Origin of the sequence: Sphingobium fluviale (genome assembly GCF_004122115.1) — a bacterium.
GTDB lineage: Bacteria > Pseudomonadota > Alphaproteobacteria > Sphingomonadales > Sphingomonadaceae > Sphingobium > Sphingobium fluviale.
Genome location: NZ_SBKP01000012.1, coordinates 58,660 through 81,978 on the forward strand (window position 1 = coordinate 58,660; position 23,319 = coordinate 81,978).

Genomic DNA, 23,319 nt, shown 5'->3' on the forward strand with positions numbered 1-23,319 from the left:
GAGCATGAATCACTGGCCGTTTATCATCGCCGCCTATGCGCTCACGGCGCTGGGCGTCATCGGCATGAGCTGGGCGAGCTGGCGCGCGATGCGCGCGGCCGAGGCGCGGGCAGACGCGCTGCGGCGGGATCGCTGAAATGGCTCTGAAATCCAAACATCAGAGGCTGGTCCTGGCGCTCATCGCGCTGGTGGCGATTATCGGTGCGGGCCTGCTCGCGGCGTCCGCACTGAAGGATGAGGCCGCCTATTTCTATGTGCCCGCCGACGTGAAGTTCAAAGGGTTCACTCCCGGAAAGGCGGTGAGGCTGGGCGGCATGGTGGTGGCGGGCAGCCTAGCCCATGCGCCCGATGGCGTGACGAAAACCTTCACCGTGTCAGACGGCAAGGCCAGCGTTCCGGTGCGCTTCACCGGCATTGCGCCCGATCTGTTCCGCGAAGGCTCCGGCGTGGTGGCAGAAGGCAAGTTTGATGCGCAGGGCACCTTCATCGCCGACAATCTGCTCGCCAAGCATGACGAACGCTATATGCCGCGCGAGATGGAGGGGATGAGCTATGACCCCACCACCCACAAGGTGACAGGGGCCAACCAGCCATGATCGGTGGCACGATCATCCCCTATCGTCACCCTGAACTTGTTTCAGGGTCCATGTCTATTCTTGGAGTATGGCTGCCTGAGGCGCGATGGATGCTGAAACGAGTTCAGCATGACGGTTTCATAAAAGAGAAAGCGCGGTGATCGCCGAACTCGGCCTTGCGGCGCTGTGGCTGGCGGCGGGACTGGCGCTGTTGCAACTGGTGCTGGCCGCGCTGGGGCTGGGCAAGGGCCGGGCAGAGCTGCTCAGCGGTGTGCGCCCGGTCGCGGTGGCGCAGGGTCTGCTTGGCGCGCTTTCTTTTGGCGCGCTGATCGCGCTGTTTCTGCGGTCTGACATGTCCGTGCTGCTCGTCGCGATGAACAGCCACAGCGCCAAGCCGTGGCTCTATAAGTTCGCCGGGGCGTGGGGCAATCATGAAGGCTCGATGCTGCTGTGGGTGACGGTGATGGGGCTGGCGGGCGCGCTCGTCGCGCTGCTGGAACGCGGCCTGAAGCGCGAGACGCATATGGCGACCTTGGGCGCGCAGGCGGCAATCTCGCTCGGTTTTTATGCGTTTCTGCTGTTCTCTTCCAACCCGTTTGCGCGGCTTAACCCCGCCGCGCCAGACGGGCAGGGCTTAAATCCGCTGTTGCAGGACCCCGGTCTCGCCTTTCATCCGCCGACGCTCTATTTCGGATATGTCGGCCTCTCCGTAGCCTTCTCCTTCGCGGTTGGTGCGTTGCTGACGGCGCGGGTGGACGCCGCCTTCGCCCGCGCGATGCGCCCTTGGGTACTCGGCGCATGGGTGCTCCTCACCATCGGCATCACGGCGGGCAGCTATTGGGCTTATTATGAGCTGGGCTGGGGCGGCTGGTGGTTTTGGGACCCGGTGGAGAACGCCTCGCTGATGCCATGGCTCGCCGCCACCGCGCTGCTCCATTGCGTGACGGTGCTGGCGACGCGTGACGCCTTGCGCGCATGGACAGTGATGCTCGCCGTCGTCGCCTTCTCGATGTCGATGGTCGGCACCTTCCTCGTGCGTTCGGGTATCCTTACCAGCGTTCATGCCTTCGCGGTGGACCCGGAGCGGGGCAGCTTCATCCTCGTGTTGCTGCTGCTCTACATCGGCGGGGCGCTGGCGCTGTTTGGCTTGCGCGTCGGCACGGTGCGTGAGGGCCGACAGTTTGAGGGCGTCAGCCGCGAGGCGCTGCTCGTCGTCAACAACCTGTTGCTCACGGTTATCCTCGGCGTGGTGCTGGTCGGCACGCTCTATCCGCTGATGGCTGAGGCCTTTGGGCACAAGATCTCGGTCGGCCCGCCCTATTTCAACGCGGTGGCGGGGCCGATCGCGCTTGTGCTCATGCTCGCGATGGCGGTGGGGCCGCTGGTGCGCTGGCGGCGCGATGAGCCGGGCGTGGTGGCGGGAAGGCTGCTGTGGCCCGCAGGCCTGATGATCGGCTTGGGCGCGGCGCTCGGCGTGGCGGCATGGGGCAAGATCGGGGTGCTGCCGTTCCTTGGCCTCGTTGTGGCGGCGGGCGTTGCGCTCGCGAGCCTGATCCCGCTCACCAAGCGCAACCTCAGGCGCACGCCATTGTTCACCTATGGCATGGTGCTGGCGCATCTCGGCTGCGCGGTGTCTTTGGGTGGGATGGCGGCGGAGAGCGCCTTCACCACCGAGAGACTGGTTGCGATGAAGCCGGGTGAGAGCGTGGAGGCGGCGGGCTGGCGCATCCGCTTTGACCGCGCGCTCCCGCTTGCCGGGCCGAACTGGGTGGCGATGCAGGCCGATATGGCCGCGAGCCGGGGCGGGGAGGACATCATGCTCCATCCGCAGAGCCGCTTTTTCTCCAGCCCGCCCACCACCACCAGCGAGTCGGCGATCCTCACGCGCTGGGACGGGCAACTCTATGTCGTGCTGGGCGAGGCGCTGGACGATGGGCGCTGGCAGATGCGCATCTGGTGGAAGCCGTTCGTCACTTTCATCTGGTTCGGCGGTTTGATGATCGCGGCGGGAGGCACGCTGACGCTGATCGGGCGTGAGCGCCGCGGCTGGATGATGAGACTGCGCCGCCACCGCGCGGAGCAATCGGCATGAAGGGCCGCTGGCTGACCTGGGCGCCGCTTGGGTTCTTCATGGCGCTGGCACTGCTGTTCGCCGGGCGGCTGCTGTGGCCTGAGGAGCATGTGATCCCCTCGCGCATGGTTGGCAAGCCGCTGCCCACCTTCTCCCTGCCTGCTGCCGCGTCGGATCGCCCGGCGCTCGACAGCCGCCAGTTTGCTACCGGCAAGCCGCGCCTGCTCAATATCTTCGCGAGCTGGTGCGTGCCCTGCGCCGCCGAAGCGCCTCAGCTCATGGCCTTGAAACAGGCGGGCGTGCCGATTGACGGCATCGCCATTCGCGACGCGCGCGCGGATGTGGACCGCTTTCTCGCCCGCCATGGCAATCCGTTCGAGCATATCGGGCTGGATGCGCGCTCCTCGGTGCAGCTGGCGCTGGGAAGCTCCGGCGTGCCCGAAACCTTCGTCATCGGTGGCGATGGACGCATCTTGCATCAGCATATCGGCGATATCCGCGCCGATGATGTAGAGACCATTCTCGCTATCTGGAAAGAGGCGCAATGATGCGCGCGCCGCTTTTCCTGCTAGCCTTGGCCGTTGCCGCTCCGCTGACGGCGCAAACCGCGCTGCCGCCCGCCCCCTATGCCAACCAGCAACTTGCTGACCCGGTGCAGGAGCGCAAGGCGCATGAGTTGATGCTCACCATCCGCTGCGTCACCTGCCAGAGCCAGTCTATTGCAGACAGCGACGCCAGCATGGCGGCGGACCTGCGCTCGGAAATTCGCGCGCGCATCGCGGCGGGCGAGGAGCCGGAGCAGATTCGCGCCTGGCTGATCGAGCGTTATGGCGCATGGATCAGCTATCAGCCGACGGCGGACCCGATCACCTGGCCGCTCTGGGCCGCGCCGATCGCGCTGCTGGCGGGCGGCGGGGCTCTGGTGATAGGGCGCATCCGGCGCAAACGGAGGAACGCGTGATGGGCTGGGCAATCTTTGCATTGTTGGCGGCGCTGGTCGCAACCGGCCTCATCCTCGCCCGCATGCCGCGCATGGTGTGGGAGCTGGTCGGTTCGGCGCTGCTGCTCGGCGCAGCGGGCTATGCGTGGCAGGGCAGCCCCTCGCTTAAGGGAGACCCACGCACGGCAGCGCAAAACACCGCGCGCTATGACGAGGATCTGGCCAAGCTGCGCAATGCCTTTTCCGGCACGGACAACAAGGCCGCGCCATGGATCACCATGTCTGACGGTCTGGCGCGGCAGGGCGATTACACCGACGCCACCAATGCGTTGGTCGCCGGGGTAAAGGCAGAGCCGGACAACGCCAACCTCTGGGTCGCGCTCGGCAACATGCTGATCTACAAGGCGGATGGCGCGCTCTCCCCCGCCGCGCGGTTCAGCTATGCTGAGGCGCAGCGCCTCGCGCCCAAATCCTCCGCCGCACCCTATTTTTATGGCCTCGCGCGGGCGCAGGCGGGCGAATATGACGCCGCGCGGGCGCTATGGGCCGGCTTACAGGCGCGCGTGCCGCCGCAAACGCCGCTCTATGCGATGCTCTCCGCAAATATCGCCCAGCTCGATCGGCTGCTTGCCGGACAAGGCAGGCAATAGCGATGGCGTTAGCATTCCGTTTATTGCACCGCACTATACGCTGTGCTAACGCCCCGCGATCGGTCGCCCGGAGACCTGCAAAGGCATTTGCATATGGCTGAAGACAGCAGCACGGCGAGCGAGCAACCCGCGCCCGCATCCCCCCCATCCCATTCTCATGGCAATGACGGCATAGTGAAGCTGGCCGTGGGCGCGATCGGCATCGTGTTTGGCGACATTGGCACCAGCCCGCTCTACGCCTTCCGCGAAACCTTCGCTGGGCATCATCCGCTCGCGCTAGATGCGGATCATATTTACGGCGTGATCAGCCTGATGTTCTGGTCAATGATGATGGTGGTGACGCTGAAATATGTCAGCATCATCATGCGGGCGGACAACAAGGGCGAGGGCGGCAGCCTCGCACTGCTGGCGCTCATCAATCGCAACAGCGAGGGCAGGCGCTGGACAACGGGCATCGTGCTGCTCGGCGTGTTCGCCACCGCCTTGTTCTATGGCGATTCGATGATTACGCCTGCGGTGTCGGTGCTTTCTGCCGTGGAAGGTCTGGCGGTCTATAACCCCAGTCTTGCGCCGCTGATCCTGCCAGCCGCCGTCACCATCCTCGTCGGGCTGTTCGCGATCCAGAGCGGAGGGACGAGCCGCGTTGCCGCGCTGTTCGGGCCGATCATGCTGACTTATTTCGTCACAATCGGGGCGCTTGGCGTCATCAGCATCATGGCCACGCCCCACATCATCACGGCGCTCAATCCCTATTGGGCGGTGATGTTTTTCGCGACCGACCCACTGCCCGCGTTCCTCGCGCTCGGTTCCGTCGTGCTGGCGGTGACGGGCGCGGAGGCGCTCTACGCCGACATGGGGCATTTTGGGCGCAATCCGATCCGCGTGTCCTGGCTGGTGTTTGTGCTGCCCGCCTTGATGCTCAACTATATGGGCCAAGGCGCGCTGCTGACGCGTGAGGGCTATGCCGCGCTCGAAAGCCCGTTTTACAATCTTGCCCCCGTCTACCTTCAGCTGCCGCTGATCGGCATCGCGACGCTGGCGGCGATCATCGCCTCTCAGGCGGTGATATCGGGCGCGTTTTCCGTCACGCAGCAGGCGATCCAGCTCGGTTTCATGCCGCGCCTGCGCATCGCGCATACCAGCGCGTCGACAGCCGGGCAAATCTACATCCCGCTCATCAACTGGGGCCTGATGACGATGGTGATCATCCTCGTCCTCTCGTTCCGCACATCGTCCAACCTCACCGCGGCCTATGGCATTGCTGTCACGGGCGCGATGTTCATCGACAATGTGCTGTTGACCGTCGTGCTGTTCCGCCTGTGGAAATGGCACTGGAGCGGCGCGGTGGCCCTGCTCTCGGTGTTCTATATCGTCGATGGCGCCTATCTCGCCGCCAACCTTACCAAAATCCCTGATGGCGGCTGGTTCCCGCTGCTCATCGGTCTCATCGTCTTCACCCTGCTCACGACATGGTCGCGCGGGCGCAAGCTGATGATCGAGCGGATGCGCGAATCGGCGATGCCAATCCCTGTGTTCGTCGCGTCTGCCGCCAACAGCGCGGTGCGCGTGCCCGGCACGGCGGTGTTCATGACCTCATCGGCGGATGGCGTGCCGCACGCATTGCTGCATAACCTCAAGCACAACAAGGTGCTGCATGAGCGGGTGATCCTCCTCACCGTGAAGATCGCCGACGTGCCGGTGGTGCAGGATGAAACGCGCTGCCAGCTGGAGGATCTGGGCCGGGGATTCTTCCGCCTCGTGCTGCATTACGGCTTCATGCAGGAGCCAGACGTGCCCGCTGCGCTGAAACGGGTCGAGGGCTGCGGCCAGAGCTTCAAGATGATGGACACCAGCTTCTTCCTCGCGCGCCAGACGCTGTTGCCCTCCGCGCGGCCGGGCATGGCGGTTTGGCGCGAGAAGCTGTTCGCCTGGATGCTGCGCAACGCTGAAAGCGCGATGGAATTCTTCCGCCTGCCGACAAACCGCGTGGTGGAACTGGGGTCTCAGGTAGAGATTTAATCACTCCGAACCCATTTTGAACGTCATGCTGAACTTGTTTCAGCATCCATTTCGCCCCGGCGAACTAATGGTCATGTGGAAGAATGGACCCTGAAACGAGTTCAGGGTGACGAAATGGTGTAATATCTATTCAGCCGCAGAGCGTGGCCCTTGCCGCCTCATATTCCCGTTTCATCCGCGCGACCAGTTCAGCGACGCTTACTACCTTGTCGACAGCGCCAATACCCTGGCCCGATCCCCAGATGTCACGCCATGCCTTGGCATCAGATGATCCGCCGGAGCCGAAATCCATCTTGCTGGGGTCGCCTTCGGGCAGATTATCCGGGTCCATGCCCGCCGCGATGATCGAGCCGCGCAGATAATTGCCATGTACGCCGGTGAACAGGCTGGAATAGACGATGTCGTTTGCCCGTCCTTCGACGATGCCCTGCTTGTAGGCGGGTGAGGCGCGGCATTCCTCTGTGGCGATGAACACGCTGCCCGCATAGGCGAAGTCCGCTCCACAAGCGCGGGCCGCAAGCACCGAACGACCGTTGGCGATCGCCCCCGAAAGCACCAGCATGCCGTCGAACCATTGGCGGATTTCCTGAATGAGCGCGAAGGGCGACAAGGTGCTGGCGTGGCCGCCCGCGCCTGCCGCCACCGCGATCAGCCCGGTCGCGCCTTTCTCAATCGCCTTATGTGCAAAGCGGTCGTTGATGACATCATGCAGCGTGATGCCGCCCCAACCCTGCACCCCGGCGTTCACATCTTCCCGCGCGCCCAGCGACGTGATGACGACCGGCACCTTCCACTTGGCGCAGGTGGTCATGTCGTCTTCCAGCCGCGCGTTGGATTTATGCACGATCTGGTTCACGGCAAAGGGCGCGGCGGGCGTATCCGGGTGCGCCTTGTCCCAAGCGCTAAGCTCCTCGGTGATCTGGTGCAGCCACTCGTCGAGCTGGCTCTGTGGCCGCGCATTGAGCGCCGGGAAGGCACCTACGATCCCCGCCTTGCACTGGGCGATAACCAGCTCCGGCCCGGAGATGATGAACATCGGCGAGCCTATCAACGGCAGGCTGAGGCGGGATTGCAGGCTTGTGGTCGTGAGCATCGTGTCCCCCTTGTGGTCGTATCCGTGCACCTAAGCCCGTGTGTGCGCCCTGCTCAAGCCCTTATTGCCGCGCGACCAGCACAGCATTGGCGGCAGACAGCACCGCCTGCACGGATGCCGTAGCGACATCGGCATCTGTACCCACACCAAAAATAGTTCTGCCATCTGCCGCCTTGCACTCGACATAGGCGGCGGCATTGACATCGGTTCCCGCGCCGATGGCGTGTTCGCTATAGTCGACCACCTCCAGATCGACGCCCAGCTCCTCGCGCAAAGCCGCCAGGATGGACGAAATGAGGCCGTTGCCACGGCCAGAGATGCTGCGCTCTTCGCCGTTCATCGCCACCTTGCCGACGAAGATGCGGTCGCCCGCCGGGCCGGTCTCCTGATAGTCGATCAGGCGCACGGGCTGGCCGTCAGTCAGGCGGTAATGGCTCTGGAACGCGTCCCAGATGTCGGCGGCGTTTAGCTCGCGGCTGGTCTGGTCGGCCATGTCCTGAACCACGCGACTGAAATCCGCCTGCATACGCTTGGGCAGCTTCAAACCCTTGTCCTGCTGCAGTACCCAGGCGACGCCGCCCTTGCCGGATTGCGAGTTGACGCGGATCACCGCCTCATAGTTACGGCCGAGGTCTGCCGGGTCGATTGGGAGATAGGGCACATCCCACAACTGGTCGTTGCGCGCTTCCTGCGCGGCAAAGCCCTTCTTGATTGCGTCCTGATGGCTGCCGGAAAAGGCGGTGAACACCAGCTCACCCGCATAGGGGTGGCGCGGGTGTACGGGCAGCTGGTTGCAATATTCGACCGTCTGGATCACCTCGTCGATATCCGAGAAATCGAGGCCGGGGTGGATGCCCTGGGTGTAGAGGTTGAGGCCGACCGTCACGATGTCGCAATTGCCGGTGCGCTCGCCATTGCCGAACAGGCAGCCCTCGATCCGGTCCGCGCCTGCCATCAGCCCCAGCTCCGCCGCCGCAACGCCTGTGCCGCGGTCGTTATGCGGATGGAGCGAGATGATGACTGAATCCCGGCGCGAGATGTTGCGGCACATCCACTCGATCTGGTCGGCATAGATGTTGGGGCTCGCCGCTTCGACAGTGGCGGGCAGGTTCAGGATCAGCGGTTTTTCGGGCGTGGGCTGGAGGATGTCCATCACCGCCTCGCAGCACTCAAGGCTGAAATCCAGCTCGGCGGTGGAAAAGGTTTCCGGGCTGTATTCAAAGCGCCAGTCGGTGTCGGGCTGGGCGCCAGCATGATCGCGCAGCAGCTTCGCGGCGTTGATGGCGATATCCCGTACCTCGCTGCGTTCCATGCCGAAGACGATCCGCCGCCACGCGGGCGACACGGCGTTGTACACATGCACGATCGCGGCCTTCGCGCCACGCAGAGACTCGAACGTGGTGCCGATCAGGTCAGCGCGCGCCTGCGTCAACACCTGCACGGTGACGTCGTCCGGGATGAGGCCGTTTTTCACGAGGCCGGAGATGAAATCGAACTCGGTCGCGCCGGCCGAAGGGAAGCCCACTTCGATCTCCTTGACGCCTATCTTGCAGAGCAGCTCGAAAAAGCGCTGCTTCTTCTCCGCGTTCATCGGGTCGATCAGCGACTGGTTGCCGTCGCGCATATCGGTGGAGAGCCAGATCGGCGGCTTGGTGATCGTGCGGCTGGGCCATTGGCGATCGGGCAGGTCAACCTGCGGGAACGGGCGATATTTGACCGAGGGGTCTGCGAGCATGGTCATGATATATTCCTGCAATTTGCGGCGCTCTTTACGCGCCCTGATACGACTGTCGAGAGGTTTTGATAGCCCTTAGGCAGTGCGCGCGGCCCTGACGGCCAGCGCAAAAGACACGCCTAAGGGCGTGTAAGTCGTAGAAGCAGCAGGGGCAGATTCCGTGCCATGCCTCCGCCATAGAGGCGGAGGGTTAAGAAAGTCCAGTATTATTTGCCAGGGCGTCCTCGACGCCGTCAGAATTGGTGCGTTATTTCTCGAAAGCGGCTGTGATCTGGAGTGACACATCGTCGCCCACCATCGGCACGCCATAGCCCAGTCCGAAGTCGCTGCGCTTGATCTGCGCTTCCGCATCAAAGCCGACCGTCTCTTTCTTCGCCATAGCGTTCATCCCCGCGCCGACGAAGCGGGCGTTAAGCGTCACATCCTTGGTGATGCCCTTAATCGTCAGCTTGCCGGTGATCTGCGCGGTCTGCCCGGAAACCTTCACGGAGGTGGACTGGAAAGTCGCGGTCGGGAATTTCGCTGCGTCGAAGAAATCAGCCTTCATCAGATGCTCGTCGAGCGCAGGCACGCTGCTGCGCAGGGCGGCCACCGCGAAAGTCACTGTCACCTGCGCCTTCTCCGGCGCCTTGGGATCGAGCGTCAGGCTGCCACCGGACGCCGGGATCAGGCCCATATTATTGGAAAATCCCAGATGATTATAGCGGAAGGCAACCTGCGTATGGCCGGGGTCGACCGTATAGGTGCCGCCTGTCACCCGCGTGGGATCAGGCTTACCTGGAACTTCCGCCGGCATCTGGGCATAGACAGCGACTCCGGTCGAGGTCGCGGCAACAAAACAGACCGCCAAAGCAAATGCGCGCATGCTATCCTCCAGATGCAAAAAGGGCGCCGCCAGAATAGGCAGCGCCCCTCGAATGTATAGCCTTTTGCGACGGATCAGTTCTTGTCCTTGTCCACCAGCTTGTTCGCGCCGATCCAAGGCATCATGGCGCGCAGCTCCGCACCGGTCTTCTCGATCGGGTGCTGGGCCTGCAGCTTGCGCTTCGCCTTCATTTCTGGATAGCCGGTCTTGATGTCGGTCATGAAGCGCTGGACGAACTTGCCCTCCTGAATGTCCTTCAGCACCCGCTTCATCTCGGCCTTGGTCTCGTCAGTGATGACGCGCGGGCCGGTGTGATAATCGCCATATTCGGCGGTGTTGGAGATCGAATAGCGCATGTTGGCGATGCCGCCCTCATACATCAGGTCAACGATCAGCTTGGTTTCATGCAGGCACTCGAAATAGGCCATTTCCGGCGCGTAACCGGCCTCGACCAGCGTCTCGAAGCCCGCCATGATGAGGTGGGAGAGGCCGCCGCACAGCACTGCCTGCTCGCCGAACAGGTCGGTCTCGCACTCTTCCTTGAAGTTGGTCTCGATGATGCCGGAGCGGCCCCCGCCAACGCCGCTGGCATAAGCGAGCGCGATTTCATGGGCATTGCCGGTCGCGTCCTGATGGATCGCGATGAGGCAGGGCACACCGCCGCCGCGCTGATATTCGGAGCGGACGGTGTGGCCCGGCCCCTTGGGCGCGATCATGATGACGTCCACATCCGCGCGCGGCTCGATCAGGCCGAAATGCACGTTGAGGCCATGCGCGAAGGCCAAAGCTGCGCCGGGGCGGATGTTCGCATGAATGTCAGCGTTATAGATGTCCATCTGGAATTCATCGGGCGCCAGGATCATCAAAATATCGGCCCATGCGGCGGCCTCGGCATTGGGCAGCACCTTGAAGCCCGCGCCTTCCGCCTTCTTGGCGCTGGCCGAGCCGGGGCGCAGCGCGATGGCGACTTCGGCAACGCCGCTGTCGCGCAGGTTCTGCGCATGGGCGTGGCCCTGGCTGCCATAGCCGAGAACGGCGATCTTCTTGTTCTTGATGATGCCGAGATCGGCATCGCGATCATAATAAACCTTCATGATGACACTTTCCTTCGGATTATATGCTGAAACTGCGCCGCGCCGCGAAAAACGACCGGCCTATGGGTTGAAAATCTTGAGGGGTCAATCCCTGCCGCGCACCATGCCGACGATGCCGGTGCGGCCAACCTCCACCAGCCCCAGCTCGCGCATCAGGCCAATGAAGGTGTTGACCTTGTCAGTCGGGCCGGTGATCTCGAAGATGAAGCTGGTCGTGGTGGTATCCACCACCTTGGCGCGGAAGATATCGGCGATGCGCAAAGCCTCGATGCGATGTTCGCCCGTTCCCGCTACCTTCACCAAAGCCAGCTCTCGCTCCACGAACGGGCCGTTGGCGGTGAGGTCCGCGACATTATGCACCGGCACCAGCCGGTCGAGCTGGGCGATGATCTGGTCGATCACGCGTGGCGGGCCGTTGGTGACGATGGTGATGCGGCTGACCTGATGATTGTCCGATATGTCGGCAACTGTCAGGCTCTCGATATTATAACCGCGCGCGGTGAACAGCCCGGCGATCTTCGCCAGGATGCCCGCCTCGTTGGTGACGGTGATCGAGAGGACATGCCGCTCGCTCAGTTCTTCGGTAATATGCATTTGGCGTTGCCCCTAAACCTCTAAATCTCTTCTTCCTTCTCGCGCCGGACAGAGAGCATCCCCGCCATCGCATAATGCCATTCGCCGTTTATCCGGTGGGCGATGCGCACCGGAAAGCCGACAATCGCATCCAGCACCTTGGACAGATGCTCCCCCACATACCGGGCGCTGACGAGGATGCGCGTGTGCACCACGGCATGCAGCTCATAGCCCGCATCCAGCTCGATCTCCCATTCCTCCAGTTCGTCTATCTCCTGATCATATGTCCAGCCGGTCAACTCCTCCCGACCCTCGTTCTGGCGCGCGAAATCCCACGGTTCGGTGATGTGGACACGCAGTTTCAGAAGTTCAGGCATGGGGGCACTCCGGCTGGTGAATGTGCCCCTATACCAGAGCCTTGGCCTCATCCGCCAGTGTGCCGGAAATCTGGCTGGGATCGAGCAGCATTTCGGTGTGCGCCGCGCCAGACGGGATCATCGGGAAGCAGTTGGTCAGCTTCGCCACCCGGCAATCGACCATCACCGGCCCCGGCGTCTCGATCATTTGGCGGATACCGGCCTCCAGCTCCTGCGGCCCCTCGATGCGGATCCCGGTCCAGCCATAGGCCTCGGCGAGCCTCACGAAATCGGGCAGGCTATCCGAATAGCTTTCCGAATAGCGGCTTTCATAGGTCAGCTCCTGCCACTGGCGGACCATGCCCATATATTCGTTATTGAGGATGAATATCTTGACCGGCAGGCGATATTGCGTGGCGGTGCCCAGCTCCTGAATGTTCATCTGGATGCTGGCATCCCCAGCGACGCAGATGACGAGGCTGTCCGGATTGCCCATCTGCGCGCCAATGGCAGCCGGGAAGCCATAGCCCATTGTGCCGAGGCCACCAGAGGTCAGCCACTTGTTCGGCGCGTCGAAGGGATAATGCTGTGCCGCCCACATCTGGTGCTGGCCGACTTCGGTGGTGATGATCGTATCCCTGCCGCGTGTGGCCTTGAACAGATCGGCAATCGCACGCTGCGGCATGATTTCCGCCCCGCCATCAGGATAATCGAGGCTCTTGCGCGCGCGCCAGCCCGCGATGCGCGCCCACCATTCCTCAAGATCGGCGGCCTTGTGCCCGGCCTTTTTCCAGGCGGCGATCAAATCCGCAAGCGCGCTCGCGGCGTCGGCAACAATGCCGAGATCGGTCATCACGATCTTGTTGATCGAGCTGCGGTCGATGTCGATGTGAATTTTCTTGGAGGCGGGCGAGAACGCATCCAGCCGCCCGGTCACGCGATCATCGAACCGCGCGCCGATATTGATGATAAGGTCGGCCTTGTTCATCGCCATATTGGCTTCGTATGTGCCGTGCATGCCGAGCATGCCGAGCCACTGATCCGAGGAAGCCGGAAACGCGCCAAGGCCCATCAGGGTCGAGGTGACGGGCGCACCAGTCAGCTCCGCCAGCTCCCGCAGCAGCGTGGAGGCCTCAGGCCCCGCATTGATGACGCCGCCGCCGGTATAGAAGATCGGCCGTTCCGCCGCCGCGATCATCGCCGCGGCCTGTTCAATCAGCGCCGGATCGGCCTTCAATTGCGGACGATAGCTGACATGGTTGGACAGGTCCGGCCGTTCATAGGGCGCGGTGGCGACCTGTACATTCTTCGGAATATCAATCACGACCGGGCCGGGGCGCCCGGAAGTGGCGATATGAAACGCCTCGTGCACGATATGCGCAAGCCTGTCCGGCGATTTGACCAGATAGTTATGCTTGGTGCAGTGGCGCGTAAGGCCGACTGTGTCCGCCTCCTGAAACGCATCGGTGCCGATCAGCTGCGTGGCGACCTGCCCGGTGATGACGACCAGCGGGATCGAGTCCATCAGCGCGTCAGTGATGCCGGTGATCGCGTTGGTCGCGCCGGGGCCGGAGGTGACGAGCACCACGCCGGGCTTGCCGGTGGAGCGGGCATAGCCCTCCGCCATGTGCGTCGCGCCCTGTTCATGGCGCACAAGCACATGCTTGATGGTTGGGTGGTTATAAAGCACGTCGTAAATGGGCAGCACCGCGCCGCCGGGATAGCCGAACACGACCTCGACCCCCAGATCGACCAGGCATTGCAGCAATATCTCAGCGCCGCTCAATTCCGACACGGTATAGTCTCCTTGTGCTTCCCGCAGCATGGCGCGGCCGAATCGCGCGTCATTCCTTGGGTTGGCCGCACCTATGAGACATAAAATGCTATGTCAACAACTCTTTGAATAATTTAATTACAATATTATTGTCATTGTTGTTATATATATCGGAGCGGCGCGGCCAATGTGCTGGCGGCTGGCGGGAGAACCATGTATACTGCCGCTTGGCATATTGGCGGGTAGCCGCCTGCGCTTGGGCAATCATCGCCTCGCGAGACATTTTGCCCATCAGCCAGCCCGCGATTTCCGGCACGCCGATCGCGCGCATCACCGGCAGATCGGGCGCAAGATTACGCGCGAGCAGCGCCTCCACCTCGTCTATTGCGCCTTGGTCCAGCATCGCCTCGAACCGGGCATCGCACCGCGCATAGAGCCGCTCACGCGGGGGCAGCAGGATGAGCGGGTGCAGATCGACCACATCCCCGATCCCGCCCGATTTCTCCGTCCGCCAATCGAGGATGCTGCGCCCTGTAGAGCGGATCACCTCAAGCGCGCGCATCGTCCGCGCGCTGTCTGCCGGTGCCAAACGCGCAGCGGCGGGCGCGTCCTCGCGCATCAAGGCAGCATAGGCCTCCTCCACCGGCATGCCGCGCACTGTGGCGCGCACCTCAGCGTCAATCTCCGGCACCGGTGCAATGCCATCCAGCAATGTACGGATATAAAGGCCGGTGCCCCCTACCAATATCGGCAACCGCCCCGCCGCGTGCGCCGCTGTTATCTCCGCCTTGGCGAGTTCCGCCCAGTCGGCAGCCGAGCACGGGCGCGCACCATCGCGCATGCCAAACAGGCGGTGCGGCGCGCGGGCCATCTCTGCCGCCGATGGCCGGGCCGAAAGCACATCAAGGTCGGCATAGACCTGGCTGGCGTCGGCATTGATGATGACGCCGTTCGCTCCCTCCGCCAGCGCCAGCGCGAGTGCGCTCTTGCCGCTCGCCGTCGGCCCGGCAATAAGCGCGAGCCGGGGCCGGGGGGATTCGGTCGGGAAATTGGAAGGTTTGCTCATGTTCGTCGCCACCTTAGTCGCTCAAGGCTCCTTAGGGCAGGGGGATATTGCCGAAGCGGCGGACCGGGTGGCCGCCACTGGTGCGCGGGTGGCCGCGAGCGCGGTAATCGAACCGGGCGAGGCGGCGGACATCCTGTTCGAGGGAGACCCGATTGCTGTACGCTCTACGCTTCAGGCGCTGCCCGGCGCGATCGACGTGATCGTGCAGCCGCAAGCCACGCGCGAGAAAAAGCTGCTGGTGGCGGACATGGACTCGACGATGATCACCATCGAGTGCATCGACGAGCTGGCCGATTATGCAGGGATCAAGCCACAGATCGCCGAGGTGACGGAGCGGGCGATGCGCGGCGAGCTGGACTTCGCCGAAGCGCTGAAGGCGCGCGTTGCCCTGCTCGCGGGCCTTGATGAAGCGATGATCGAGCGGTGCCGCGCAGAGCGTGTGAAGCTGATGCCGGGCGCAAAGACGCTGATCCAGACTTTGCGCGCGCGCGGCTGCCACACCGTGCTTGTGTCGGGCGGATTTACCCGCTTCGCCGAGCCGGTGGCGGCCGAGATTGGCTTTAACAAGGTGGTGGCGAACGTGCTGGACATTGCGGGTGGCGCGCTCAGCGGCACGGTGCAGTTCCCGATCGTCGATTCCGCGCGCAAGCAGGCGGAGCTGGAGGAGGCGCTCACGGCGCTGGGCCTCGACGCCGCGCTCAGCATCGCGATCGGCGATGGCGCGAACGACATACCGATGATCGAGGCGGCCGGGCTGGGCGTCGCCTATCACGCCAAGGAAAAGACCCGCGCTGCGGCTGATGCCGAGATCCGGCATGGCGACCTTTCCGCTCTGCTCTATGCGGCGGGCATCGCGCGCAAGGATTGGGTCAGGGACTGATCTCAGCGCGGCTTGACGATACAGTCCGCCCCGGCGGCTTTTACCTTCGCGCACAGCGCGTCAGCCTCCGCACGTGTCGTCAACGACCCCGCCAGCAGGCGCGTCATTGCCCCGGCCGCCTCAAGCCGGTGCGGCCCGGCGGCCAGCGCAGGAGTTTTGGCGGCCACCGTCTTCCAGTGGGCCTGTGCCCGTGCGGCCTCGCTGAACGCGCCGAGCTGGATCTGCCATGAACCGCTTGGGGCTGGTGCGGCTTTGGGGGCTGGCGCCGGCTTGGGTAAGGGCACCGGCGGCGGTGCGGGCTGGGACGGCGGCAGGGTCGCGCTGCGGATCGGCGTGGTGCTGGGCGCGGGGCGAATGGGCTGGCTCGCACCCGCCAACGCCGGAGCAGTTGCCTGTGCCTTGCGCGCCTCCATCGCCGCCGCCAGCGCAAGGCCGTCGCGCCGCTGCGGCTCAGGGATATAGCGGTCCATCTGGGCTAAAGCGGCGGAAGCCTGATCCACCCCCGCCGCCGAGGCGCGAGTCATCAGCGCATAGGCGCGCACCCAGTCGCGCGGGATCAGATCGCCATTGAACAGCGCGATGCCAACCAGATATTGCGCGCGCACTTCTCCCCTTTCGGCAGAGCGCTGAAGATAGGGCATGGCCTCGACCCGCCTGTTCTGCTGAAACAGCAGCAGGCCGAAGGCATCCTCGGCTTGGCGGTGGCCCTGCACCAGCGCCTTTTGATACCAGTCGAGCGCGGCGTTCATATCCTGCGGCACACCGCGCCCCAGCTTATAGGCCTGCGCGAGGTTGAACTGCGCATCGGCATCGCCTGCTTGCGCCAGCGGCCGCCAGAGCTTGAGCGCCTTGGCATAGTCGCCCTGCGCCCAGGCATCGACGCCCGCCTTCACATCCGCAACGGCCGAGGGCGCAGCGGATATGATCGCAAGAGCGGCCAGCGCCACGCAAATCCGATGTTTCATAAGTCCATTCCCACTCGCGCGATATCTCTGCCGCGCGCTCCGGCGCTATCATGCCTGCAAAATGGTGGAAACTGCGTTAATCGTAAACTCTTGCTCAGGGGGAGTGGGAGGTCAGCAAAATTCCGCACTTTCGTGGATTTTGAGACGGACTCCCCAGCTGTCGAATTAACAGAATGTTAGGACGTCGCCAGTTACCCTCTCGCACGACTAAATCCATCCGGGGGAATTGCGTGCGCGTATTGGCTTTGGCTTCTCAAAAGGGCGGTTCGGGCAAGACCACCTTGTCCGGCCATCTCGCCGTGCAGGCGGAACTCGCGGGTGCCGGGCCGGTGGTGCTGATCGATATCGATCCGCAAGGCTCGCTCGCCGACTGGTGGAACGAGCGCGAGGCCGATGTTCCCGCCTTTGCCGAGACCACGGTCGCGCGGCTGGCGCATGATCTGGAAACGCTGCGCGCGCAGGGCTTCAAGCTCGCCATCATCGATACGCCTCCTGCGATCACGATGGCGATCCAGAGCGTGATCTCGGTCGCGGAGCTGATCGTCATCCCCACCCGCCCCAGCCCGCATGATCTGCGCGCTGTCGGCGCCACGGTTGATCTGTGCGAGCGCGCGGGCAAGCCGCTGATCTTCGTCGTCAACGCGGGCACGCCCAAGGCGCGCATCACGCAGGAGGCCGCCATCGCCCTTTCCCAGCACGGCACCGTCGCGCCGGTCGTGGTGCATCAGCGCACCGATTTCGCCGCGAGCATGATCGACGGGCGCACGGTTATGGAAGTCAACCCCGGCAGCCGCTCCGCGCAGGAGGTGGAGCAGCTCTGGGGCTATATCTCGGACCGGCTGGAAAAGAATTTCCGTCGCACCGTCTTTTCGGTGCCCGGCCCCGCCGCGATGGCGCGCCCCGCTGCTGGCTTTGGCCGCCGCACGGTCGGCCAGTAAGGAGGGGCGGCGATGATCGAACCCAAACCCTTTGCTTCGCTCACCTCCGGCCTTCTCGCCCGCAAGGGCGGTGCTCGCCCCGCGATGCGCCGCTATATTCCGGGCGGAGACAAACCGACCCTGCCGCTCTCGGTGCAGGAGGATCTTGGCTGGAACGACATGGGCGAGGATACGACCCCGCCCGCCCCGCTGACAATGATCCGCGAGGATATGCCGGCGCCCGAAGCGCAAGCACCCGCGCCCGAAATCGTGAAGCAGAGAGAGCATCTCGCCGAGCAGATGGCCGAACCCGAAGAGCGCGAGCCGTGGGTGCCCGCGCCGATCGTGCGCCCGCGCGGCGCCAAGGCGGCGTTCACGCTGCGGCTCGACCCGGAGCGCCACCTCCGCCTGCGCCTCGCCTGCGCGGTGAACAACCGCAGCGCGCAACAGATCGTCACACAGGCGCTCGACGCCTTTCTCAACAGCCAGCCTCAAGTCGAGGCGCTGGCGCAACAGGTGCCGGGGACCGACGGCGCCAATCCGGTTCGAAAGTAATGGATGTGGGGACCACCATGAAACGCAAGGCAATATCCAATCTCGCGGTGTCATCACTGATCGTAGCCACCTCGATGGTCGGCTGCACAGGGCAGGCACTGCACACACAGGCAGGCGTCAGCGCGGGCAAGCTCGCCACCATGGCCGATGCGCAGGCGCGCGACGCCGAAAAGGCTTTGGCCGCAAAGGACGCTGCCAAGGCGATCCAGATTGCCGAGGCCGCCGTCGCCACATCGCCTGACAAGGCGGACTATCGCACGCTGCTGGGCCGCGCCTATCTGATGGACGGACGTTTCGCCTCGGCGCGCACCGCCTTTGAGGATGCGTTGACTTTGGGCGCAACCGACGGTCGCACCGTCGTCAACCTCGCGCTGATCCATGTCGCGCAGGGAGACAAAGCCGCCGCTCAGCGCCTGCTCACAGAGCGGGTCGATCAGCTCACCGCCGCCGACTATGGGCTGGCGATGGCGATGGCGGGCAACCCGGACGAAGCGATCCGCGTATTGTCGCAGGCCATTCACGCCCCGACAGCGGGCGCCAAGGAGCGGCAGAACCTTGCTTATGCCTATGCGCTTTCGGGTCAATGGACCGAGGCGCGGCAGATCGCCTCGCTCGATCTCGCCCCAGTCGATGCCGCCAAGCGCGTGCTGGGCTGGGCGCAGGCCGCGCAGCCGGGCGCCGACAGCCAGCGCGTGATCGCGATGATGGGCGTTGCTCCGCGGGCCGACGATGCCGGCTTGCCCGTGCGTCTGGCGCTTGGGGCAAACCAGAGCGCGCCCACGCAACTGGCCGACGCCGCTCCTGCGACCGACTTTATTCCTGCTCCCATTGCTGACGAACCCGCTCCTGCGCCGACCCCCGTACCCGCTCTTGCCAGTGCGAGCGAGGACGAGCGCCAAGCCATCGTGCCGGAGTTCATCCCCGCACCGCGCAAACCGATACGCGTGGCGGTGGCTGCGCCGGAGGCACTGGCTGCTCCCGCTCCGGCTGCCTCCGGCCAGACGTCGCTCTCGCCCCTGCTGCGCACTCCCACGCCTGGCCCGCTGCTGAAAAATCCTGTCCCCGGCGCACGCACTGTGGCGCTGTGGCAGCCGGTCGATGCGGCTAAAGGCTCAACCTGGCTGGTGCAGCTTGGCGCGTTTTCCTCACCGCAATCAGCGCAAGCAGGCTGGACTCAGGCCGTGCGTGGCAACGAGCGGCTGGGCCTGTTCCCGCAGGTTATTACTCAGGCCAATGTCAACGGCAGAAACTTTCATCGCGTAGCCATCGCCGGATTTGGCGACCGTGCAGGCGCGGTGCGGCTCTGTGACTCGGTCCGTGCGCAAGGCGGAAGCTGCTTTGTCCGCATGGGCGGGCCGGAAGCCGCGCCGATCCGCTGGGCCAAGGCCAAGGCACCCGCGCGCCTCGCCATGCGTTGAGGGGCTGAATTCCGGCCTGTCCACATGATTTTGCAATCGTTATGGCGATAGGGGGGGGGCATCGCGCTGCCTCTGAAGGCACCCCATGATGAAGTCATCCGCGTCCACCGTGCATCTGGCTATCGCCTGATCTGGATCTACTGCGCGCTACCCCTCGCTACACAGACCCTTATCGCCCCCAAACCTATTCCCCTATACAACCGCCCGCTGCTACCCCGCAGCACATTTGCACGAATCGCGACGGGCCTGTCACGGCCTATAACACTGTAATTATTTGGGAAATTCTGGAGCGGGCGAAGGGATTCGAACCCTCGACCCCAACCTTGGCAACGCAATTAGACAAGTATTGCATAAGTTATCATAAATATTCAAGAACGAGCTTTTGCCTCGTTTCGATGTATCTGTGATCGTATCACTGATCATCAAGAGATGTCACCAAATCGCAGTCGCCTGTTACCCCGCATGTTACCCTTCACTATCCTGAGGTTGTGGTCAGAAAATAAATTTCTGCGTGTCCATGACTGGTATTGCGACACTATGATAGAGCCTGCAATAGCGCATTGACTATATCCTGACTTTCCATCCTGTTGCAACCAACAATCTATATGTACTATCTGGGTGCCTCGTTTTTCGCAAGCGCAGGCAACATGGCTCAACACCGTTTCACTGACCGATGGCTGCAAAGCCCTTCGTTGACACCGCCGAGCGGGCGGGCTGAGTATGTGGACGGGCTATGCCCCGGCCTGCATCTGCGCGTAACGGTGATGGGCACGCGCACCTTCTCGGCCATGTACCGGGTGAATGGACAGCTGCGGCGCAAGACCATCGGCAAATATCCGGTGGTGACTTTGGCGGCTGCCCGCTCGACAGCGCTAAAGCTGATGCGCGACGCACAGGATACGGAAAACGCGCGGGAACGGCGGGCGCGGGTCTATGAGAGCTTCAGCTATGAGGAGCTTGTCGATGCCTATGTCAAACGGCACCTGAAGCCCAATGCGCGGTCGTGGAAGAATATCGAACGCGCGTTGCGCAGCAAGCCTATGGCACCCTTCTTCAAGCGCCCGGTTCACGAGATCGTCCGGCGTGACATCATCCGTATCATCGACGAGATCATGGAAGCGGAAAAGCCGCAGGCGGCGGTCAATCTGCTGCGTTACCTCAAGATGCTGTTCAATTGGGCGGAGGGGCGCGACATGATCGCGTATAACCCGTGCAGTGGGGTCAAGCCGCCAGCCAAGACCACTGAGCGCGACAGGGTGCTGAGCGATGCCGAGATCAAGGCGGTGTGGATCGCGACCGGCTGTCTGCCCGCACCCTACTGGCAGATGTACCGGATGTTTCTGCTGACCGGTCAGCGCCGCAGCGAGGTCTCGACCATGCGCTGGTGCGAGATCGACGGCAACACCTGGACTATACCGCGCGAGAAGGTGAAGAAGGACAGGCCACATGCGGTGCCGCTGACCAAGGCCGCGTTGTCGGTTCTCGCGACACTGCCACGGCACGGTAACGATGCCTTTGTATTCACCACCACCGATGGGGAAGCGGCAAGCAGCAATTTCAACAAGACCAAGGCGGAGCTGGACGCAGCATCAGGCACGTCCGGCTGGACCATCCACGATCTGCGCCGCACGGTCAGGAGCAAGTTGGCTGAGCTGGGCGTCCCGCGTGAGGTCGCTCGCAAAGTCCTCAACCATGAGGATGGTAAGGTCGATCGCATCTACAACCGGCATGAGTATATCCACGAAAAGCGGGAGGCTTTGACCAAATGGGAGAAGAGGCTCCGCAAGATAACGCGCTCGTGAGGGCGCTTGGATGAGCCGCGCTGGGAACAATCTTTCCGGCTGGGAGCCTTTGCCTATTCCGGCGCTAGGCGGCCCTTTCCACGCTGCGCAAGAGCTTTGCGTGCGTTATGGATTTTCTTCAGTGGCGGAAGTGCAAACCCTTTATGACGTGCTTTGCGGATATAGCACTCGCGACATGCTGCCGGGTTGGACGAAAGCTTCCTTCACAGAGAGCAGGAATGCTGCGTCAGCAGCCATCGATTCGATGCGAGATCAGGCATCGTGTGCTAGCAAGCTTTTGGCCCAGCTAATAAAGCAAGCGCGAGAATTCGAAGAGGAATTTGAGTACAACCCTTCTATCATGGAACAGATCACTGGCATTGATATGGGGCCGCCGTCCGATCTATCGATACCTGATGAGCTGACTCCAATTCATTACCTGCTGGAGCCTGAAGAATATTGGCAGGGCGTTAGGGCGCGCCTTGATGCCGTTGCCAATTTTCCCCGCATTAAGGTCAATGGCTCCGGGGCGCACATAGTTCTTCAGAAGGCTGTGGCCATGTGCCACAGATTTTGGCGCGACCAAGGGCGCAGTTGGAAGGACAGTATGTTGGACGTGATGGAGCCTGGCGATACGCTCAATGATCTAACGGAGCAATGCGACCAGTTTCTGTTCGACATTTTGTACTGCACTGGCTTCGAGTTTTCTGTGGACGATCTCCGAATCGCTTTCACCAGCAAAAGACAAGTCAAGGGTAGAACCGCACCCTGAATCTCAGACGGTCGTGACAATGCCGGTATCTACACATGCCGATACAGGGGGCTTGGCCGAGATGGCGTAGATCGCTGCGGCCACACCAAAGGACGTCGGGCCCGTACACCGGACAAGACTTCTCTCCTCCTAACGCAACGTCGCAACGCACGTTGCGGCGAATAGTAAGGGCATGTTTATGGCATATTATCCAGAATCTAATACATTACTCGGCAAAAATGAAAATAACCACTTTTCTAATATAAGTGAACAAATAGACTATGTCGAAGAATCTGATGTAATAACTGAAATATATGGTCTCAAAAATTACAGAAAATTGAAGAATATATTCAACAATTTTGGCGCTATATCATATTGGTTTCGGCAGAAATCAGTGACAGGCAAAAATGATGAGCAAAAAATTATTGCCTATAGTGGGAGCCTTGCTCACATTGCCAGAACTTCCGAAAAAATTCTACAAAGTAGCCATTACGCCTCGATTGCCACAGCGCTCCTCAGCGGTTCAAACGGCATAGGCGTGTTCGAGACAGTTGCTACGATCCATTGTCTTCACGATCTCCGCGGTTTCGATGGCTCGGCTTCCAACGAAAGCGAGAAGCAGATGCTGAGGAAGCTGATCTACCCACTGCTGGAGTTTTGGTCTGATGACAAAGGCGAATTGCCAGATGGGGGTTTTGTAAAGAACGGTCGGTCGGTCGAAGCTGTGCCGGGATCGGTAACTTCCTTCGTTGTCGACGCTTTGGCCACCACGGGGTGGGAGTTCTCCATCGAGGATATCGCTCAGCAATTCCCGGTCGTCGTTAAAGCACTTCAGCAGGAAAGTTTCCTGCCCCCTTTTTGCTGCACCAATAAGGAACCGTTGGCGCCACGCGACACGGTTGGAGAGGCTCAACATGCTTGATCAACTGAACGCAGCATCTGCCTCCGCGCTTCGAAGTATAGTACCGAATCCGGAGAGCGAGCGTTTGGTGCTGTCCATAAAGGAAGCCGCTAATCTGCTGGGCGTCCATCCCTCCACAATTCACCGGCTATATGCTCGCGGTGAGTTCGTGCCAAAGATATCGATAAGCCCCAGCCGCAAGGGCTTTCTTCGGTATGATGTCCTGGCTTGGCTCGCAGCCAAGATCGCGCGTTAGCGATAAACGGCAGGACCCGATCTAAACATAATCCCGCTTCGGCGGGGTTATTAACATAGTAATATCGAAATAAAAATGCTGGCA

General features: G+C 62.4%; 24 protein-coding genes. 15 read left to right on the plus strand and 9 right to left on the minus strand.

Translation table 11 applies throughout. The features are described 5' to 3' along the window. Positions 1-4 precede the first annotated feature (4 nt). The 7 genes from ccmD to EQG66_RS11905 all read left to right on the plus strand — a co-directional run bounded on the left by ccmD (position 5) and on the right by EQG66_RS11905 (position 6,255). Complete coding sequence (gene ccmD, locus EQG66_RS11875; protein ID WP_129404803.1) at positions 5-136, plus strand: heme exporter protein CcmD; 132 nt, start codon at positions 5-7, stop codon at positions 134-136. Positions 137-143: 7 nt separating this feature from the next. Further along, complete coding sequence (gene ccmE / locus EQG66_RS11880; RefSeq protein WP_129404841.1) at positions 144-596, plus strand: cytochrome c maturation protein CcmE; 453 nt, start codon at positions 144-146, stop codon at positions 594-596. A gap of 136 nt (positions 597-732) precedes the next feature. Then, the gene (locus tag EQG66_RS11885) at positions 733-2,667 is read left to right on the plus strand and encodes a heme lyase CcmF/NrfE family subunit (RefSeq protein WP_129404804.1); all 1,935 of its coding nucleotides are present in this window, start codon (positions 733-735) and stop codon (positions 2,665-2,667) included. Next, entirely contained in the window at positions 2,664-3,194 is a 531-nt protein-coding gene (locus EQG66_RS11890; RefSeq protein WP_129404805.1) for a DsbE family thiol:disulfide interchange protein, read from the plus strand. The genes EQG66_RS11885 and EQG66_RS11890 overlap by 4 nt, the downstream gene beginning before the upstream one ends. Further along, entirely contained in the window at positions 3,194-3,607 is a 414-nt protein-coding gene (locus tag EQG66_RS11895) for a cytochrome c-type biogenesis protein (protein WP_129404842.1), read from the plus strand. Before EQG66_RS11890 ends, EQG66_RS11895 begins: the two co-directional genes overlap by 1 nt. After that, the gene (locus EQG66_RS11900) at positions 3,604-4,236 is read left to right on the plus strand and encodes a tetratricopeptide repeat protein (RefSeq protein WP_129404806.1); all 633 of its coding nucleotides are present in this window, start codon (positions 3,604-3,606) and stop codon (positions 4,234-4,236) included. Before EQG66_RS11895 ends, EQG66_RS11900 begins: the two co-directional genes overlap by 4 nt. Before the next feature lie 93 nt (positions 4,237-4,329). Continuing rightward, a complete protein-coding gene (locus tag EQG66_RS11905; protein WP_129404807.1) occupies positions 4,330-6,255 on the plus strand; it encodes a potassium transporter Kup in 1,926 nt (641 codons plus the stop codon). A 130-nt stretch (positions 6,256-6,385) separates the two neighbouring features. Here EQG66_RS11905 and EQG66_RS11910 read toward each other — a convergent pair whose 3' ends face one another. The 8 genes from EQG66_RS11910 to miaA all read right to left on the minus strand — a co-directional run bounded on the left by EQG66_RS11910 (position 6,386) and on the right by miaA (position 14,811). After that, on the minus strand, positions 6,386-7,348 hold the full coding sequence (locus EQG66_RS11910) for an NAD(P)H-dependent flavin oxidoreductase (RefSeq protein ID WP_129404808.1): 963 nt from the start codon (positions 7,346-7,348) through the stop codon (positions 6,386-6,388). Between the two features lie 61 nt (positions 7,349-7,409). Then, positions 7,410-9,083: a 2-isopropylmalate synthase gene (gene leuA / locus EQG66_RS11915; RefSeq protein WP_129404843.1), complete on the minus strand. Its 1,674-nt coding sequence runs from the start codon at positions 9,081-9,083 to the stop codon at positions 7,410-7,412. 247 nt (positions 9,084-9,330) lie between these two features. After that, positions 9,331-9,948 carry a YceI family protein gene (locus tag EQG66_RS11920; RefSeq protein ID WP_129404809.1) on the minus strand — a complete coding sequence of 206 codons (618 nt, stop codon included), beginning with the start codon at positions 9,946-9,948 and terminating at the stop codon, positions 9,331-9,333. A 74-nt stretch (positions 9,949-10,022) separates the two neighbouring features. Next, entirely contained in the window at positions 10,023-11,042 is a 1,020-nt protein-coding gene (ilvC, locus tag EQG66_RS11925) for a ketol-acid reductoisomerase (protein ID WP_129404810.1), read from the minus strand. Between the two features lie 84 nt (positions 11,043-11,126). After that, positions 11,127-11,636 carry an acetolactate synthase small subunit gene (gene ilvN / locus EQG66_RS11930; protein ID WP_129404811.1) on the minus strand — a complete coding sequence of 170 codons (510 nt, stop codon included), beginning with the start codon at positions 11,634-11,636 and terminating at the stop codon, positions 11,127-11,129. A gap of 20 nt (positions 11,637-11,656) precedes the next feature. Further along, a complete protein-coding gene (locus tag EQG66_RS11935; protein WP_129404812.1) occupies positions 11,657-11,992 on the minus strand; it encodes a hypothetical protein in 336 nt (111 codons plus the stop codon). A gap of 28 nt (positions 11,993-12,020) precedes the next feature. Next, positions 12,021-13,766 carry an acetolactate synthase 3 large subunit gene (locus EQG66_RS11940; RefSeq protein ID WP_129404813.1) on the minus strand — a complete coding sequence of 582 codons (1,746 nt, stop codon included), beginning with the start codon at positions 13,764-13,766 and terminating at the stop codon, positions 12,021-12,023. A gap of 88 nt (positions 13,767-13,854) precedes the next feature. Next, positions 13,855-14,811 (minus strand): tRNA (adenosine(37)-N6)-dimethylallyltransferase MiaA, encoded by a 957-nt coding sequence (gene miaA / locus EQG66_RS11945; protein WP_129404814.1) that lies wholly within the window; start codon positions 14,809-14,811, stop codon positions 13,855-13,857. Between miaA and serB the strand changes: the two genes are divergently transcribed. Next, positions 14,810-15,691, plus strand: a complete 882-nt coding sequence (serB, locus tag EQG66_RS11950) for a phosphoserine phosphatase SerB (protein WP_129404815.1) — start codon at positions 14,810-14,812, stop codon at positions 15,689-15,691. The genes miaA and serB overlap by 2 nt on opposite strands. A 2-nt stretch (positions 15,692-15,693) precedes the next feature. On the opposite strand, the gene EQG66_RS11955 is transcribed toward serB, so the two are convergent. Beyond that, entirely contained in the window at positions 15,694-16,656 is a 963-nt protein-coding gene (locus EQG66_RS11955) for an SPOR domain-containing protein (protein ID WP_129404816.1), read from the minus strand. A gap of 230 nt (positions 16,657-16,886) precedes the next feature. Between EQG66_RS11955 and EQG66_RS11960 the strand changes: the two genes are divergently transcribed. The 7 genes from EQG66_RS11960 to EQG66_RS15755 all read left to right on the plus strand — a co-directional run bounded on the left by EQG66_RS11960 (position 16,887) and on the right by EQG66_RS15755 (position 23,235). Beyond that, positions 16,887-17,594 carry a ParA family protein gene (locus tag EQG66_RS11960; protein ID WP_129404817.1) on the plus strand — a complete coding sequence of 236 codons (708 nt, stop codon included), beginning with the start codon at positions 16,887-16,889 and terminating at the stop codon, positions 17,592-17,594. A gap of 12 nt (positions 17,595-17,606) precedes the next feature. Next, a complete protein-coding gene (locus EQG66_RS11965; protein WP_129404818.1) occupies positions 17,607-18,128 on the plus strand; it encodes a hypothetical protein in 522 nt (173 codons plus the stop codon). Positions 18,129-18,145: 17 nt separating this feature from the next. Then, positions 18,146-19,546 (plus strand): SPOR domain-containing protein, encoded by a 1,401-nt coding sequence (locus EQG66_RS11970; protein ID WP_181951807.1) that lies wholly within the window; start codon positions 18,146-18,148, stop codon positions 19,544-19,546. 647 nt (positions 19,547-20,193) lie between these two features. Further along, positions 20,194-21,348, plus strand: a complete 1,155-nt coding sequence (locus tag EQG66_RS11975; protein WP_164975672.1) for a tyrosine-type recombinase/integrase — start codon at positions 20,194-20,196, stop codon at positions 21,346-21,348. 10 nt (positions 21,349-21,358) lie between these two features. Beyond that, on the plus strand, positions 21,359-22,099 hold the full coding sequence (locus EQG66_RS11980) for a hypothetical protein (RefSeq protein ID WP_129404820.1): 741 nt from the start codon (positions 21,359-21,361) through the stop codon (positions 22,097-22,099). Positions 22,100-22,277: 178 nt separating this feature from the next. Beyond that, positions 22,278-23,000: a hypothetical protein gene (locus EQG66_RS11985; RefSeq protein ID WP_129404821.1), complete on the plus strand. Its 723-nt coding sequence runs from the start codon at positions 22,278-22,280 to the stop codon at positions 22,998-23,000. Then, positions 22,993-23,235 carry a helix-turn-helix transcriptional regulator gene (locus tag EQG66_RS15755; RefSeq protein WP_129404822.1) on the plus strand — a complete coding sequence of 81 codons (243 nt, stop codon included), beginning with the start codon at positions 22,993-22,995 and terminating at the stop codon, positions 23,233-23,235. Before EQG66_RS11985 ends, EQG66_RS15755 begins: the two co-directional genes overlap by 8 nt. The last annotated feature ends 84 nt before the right edge of the window (positions 23,236-23,319 follow it).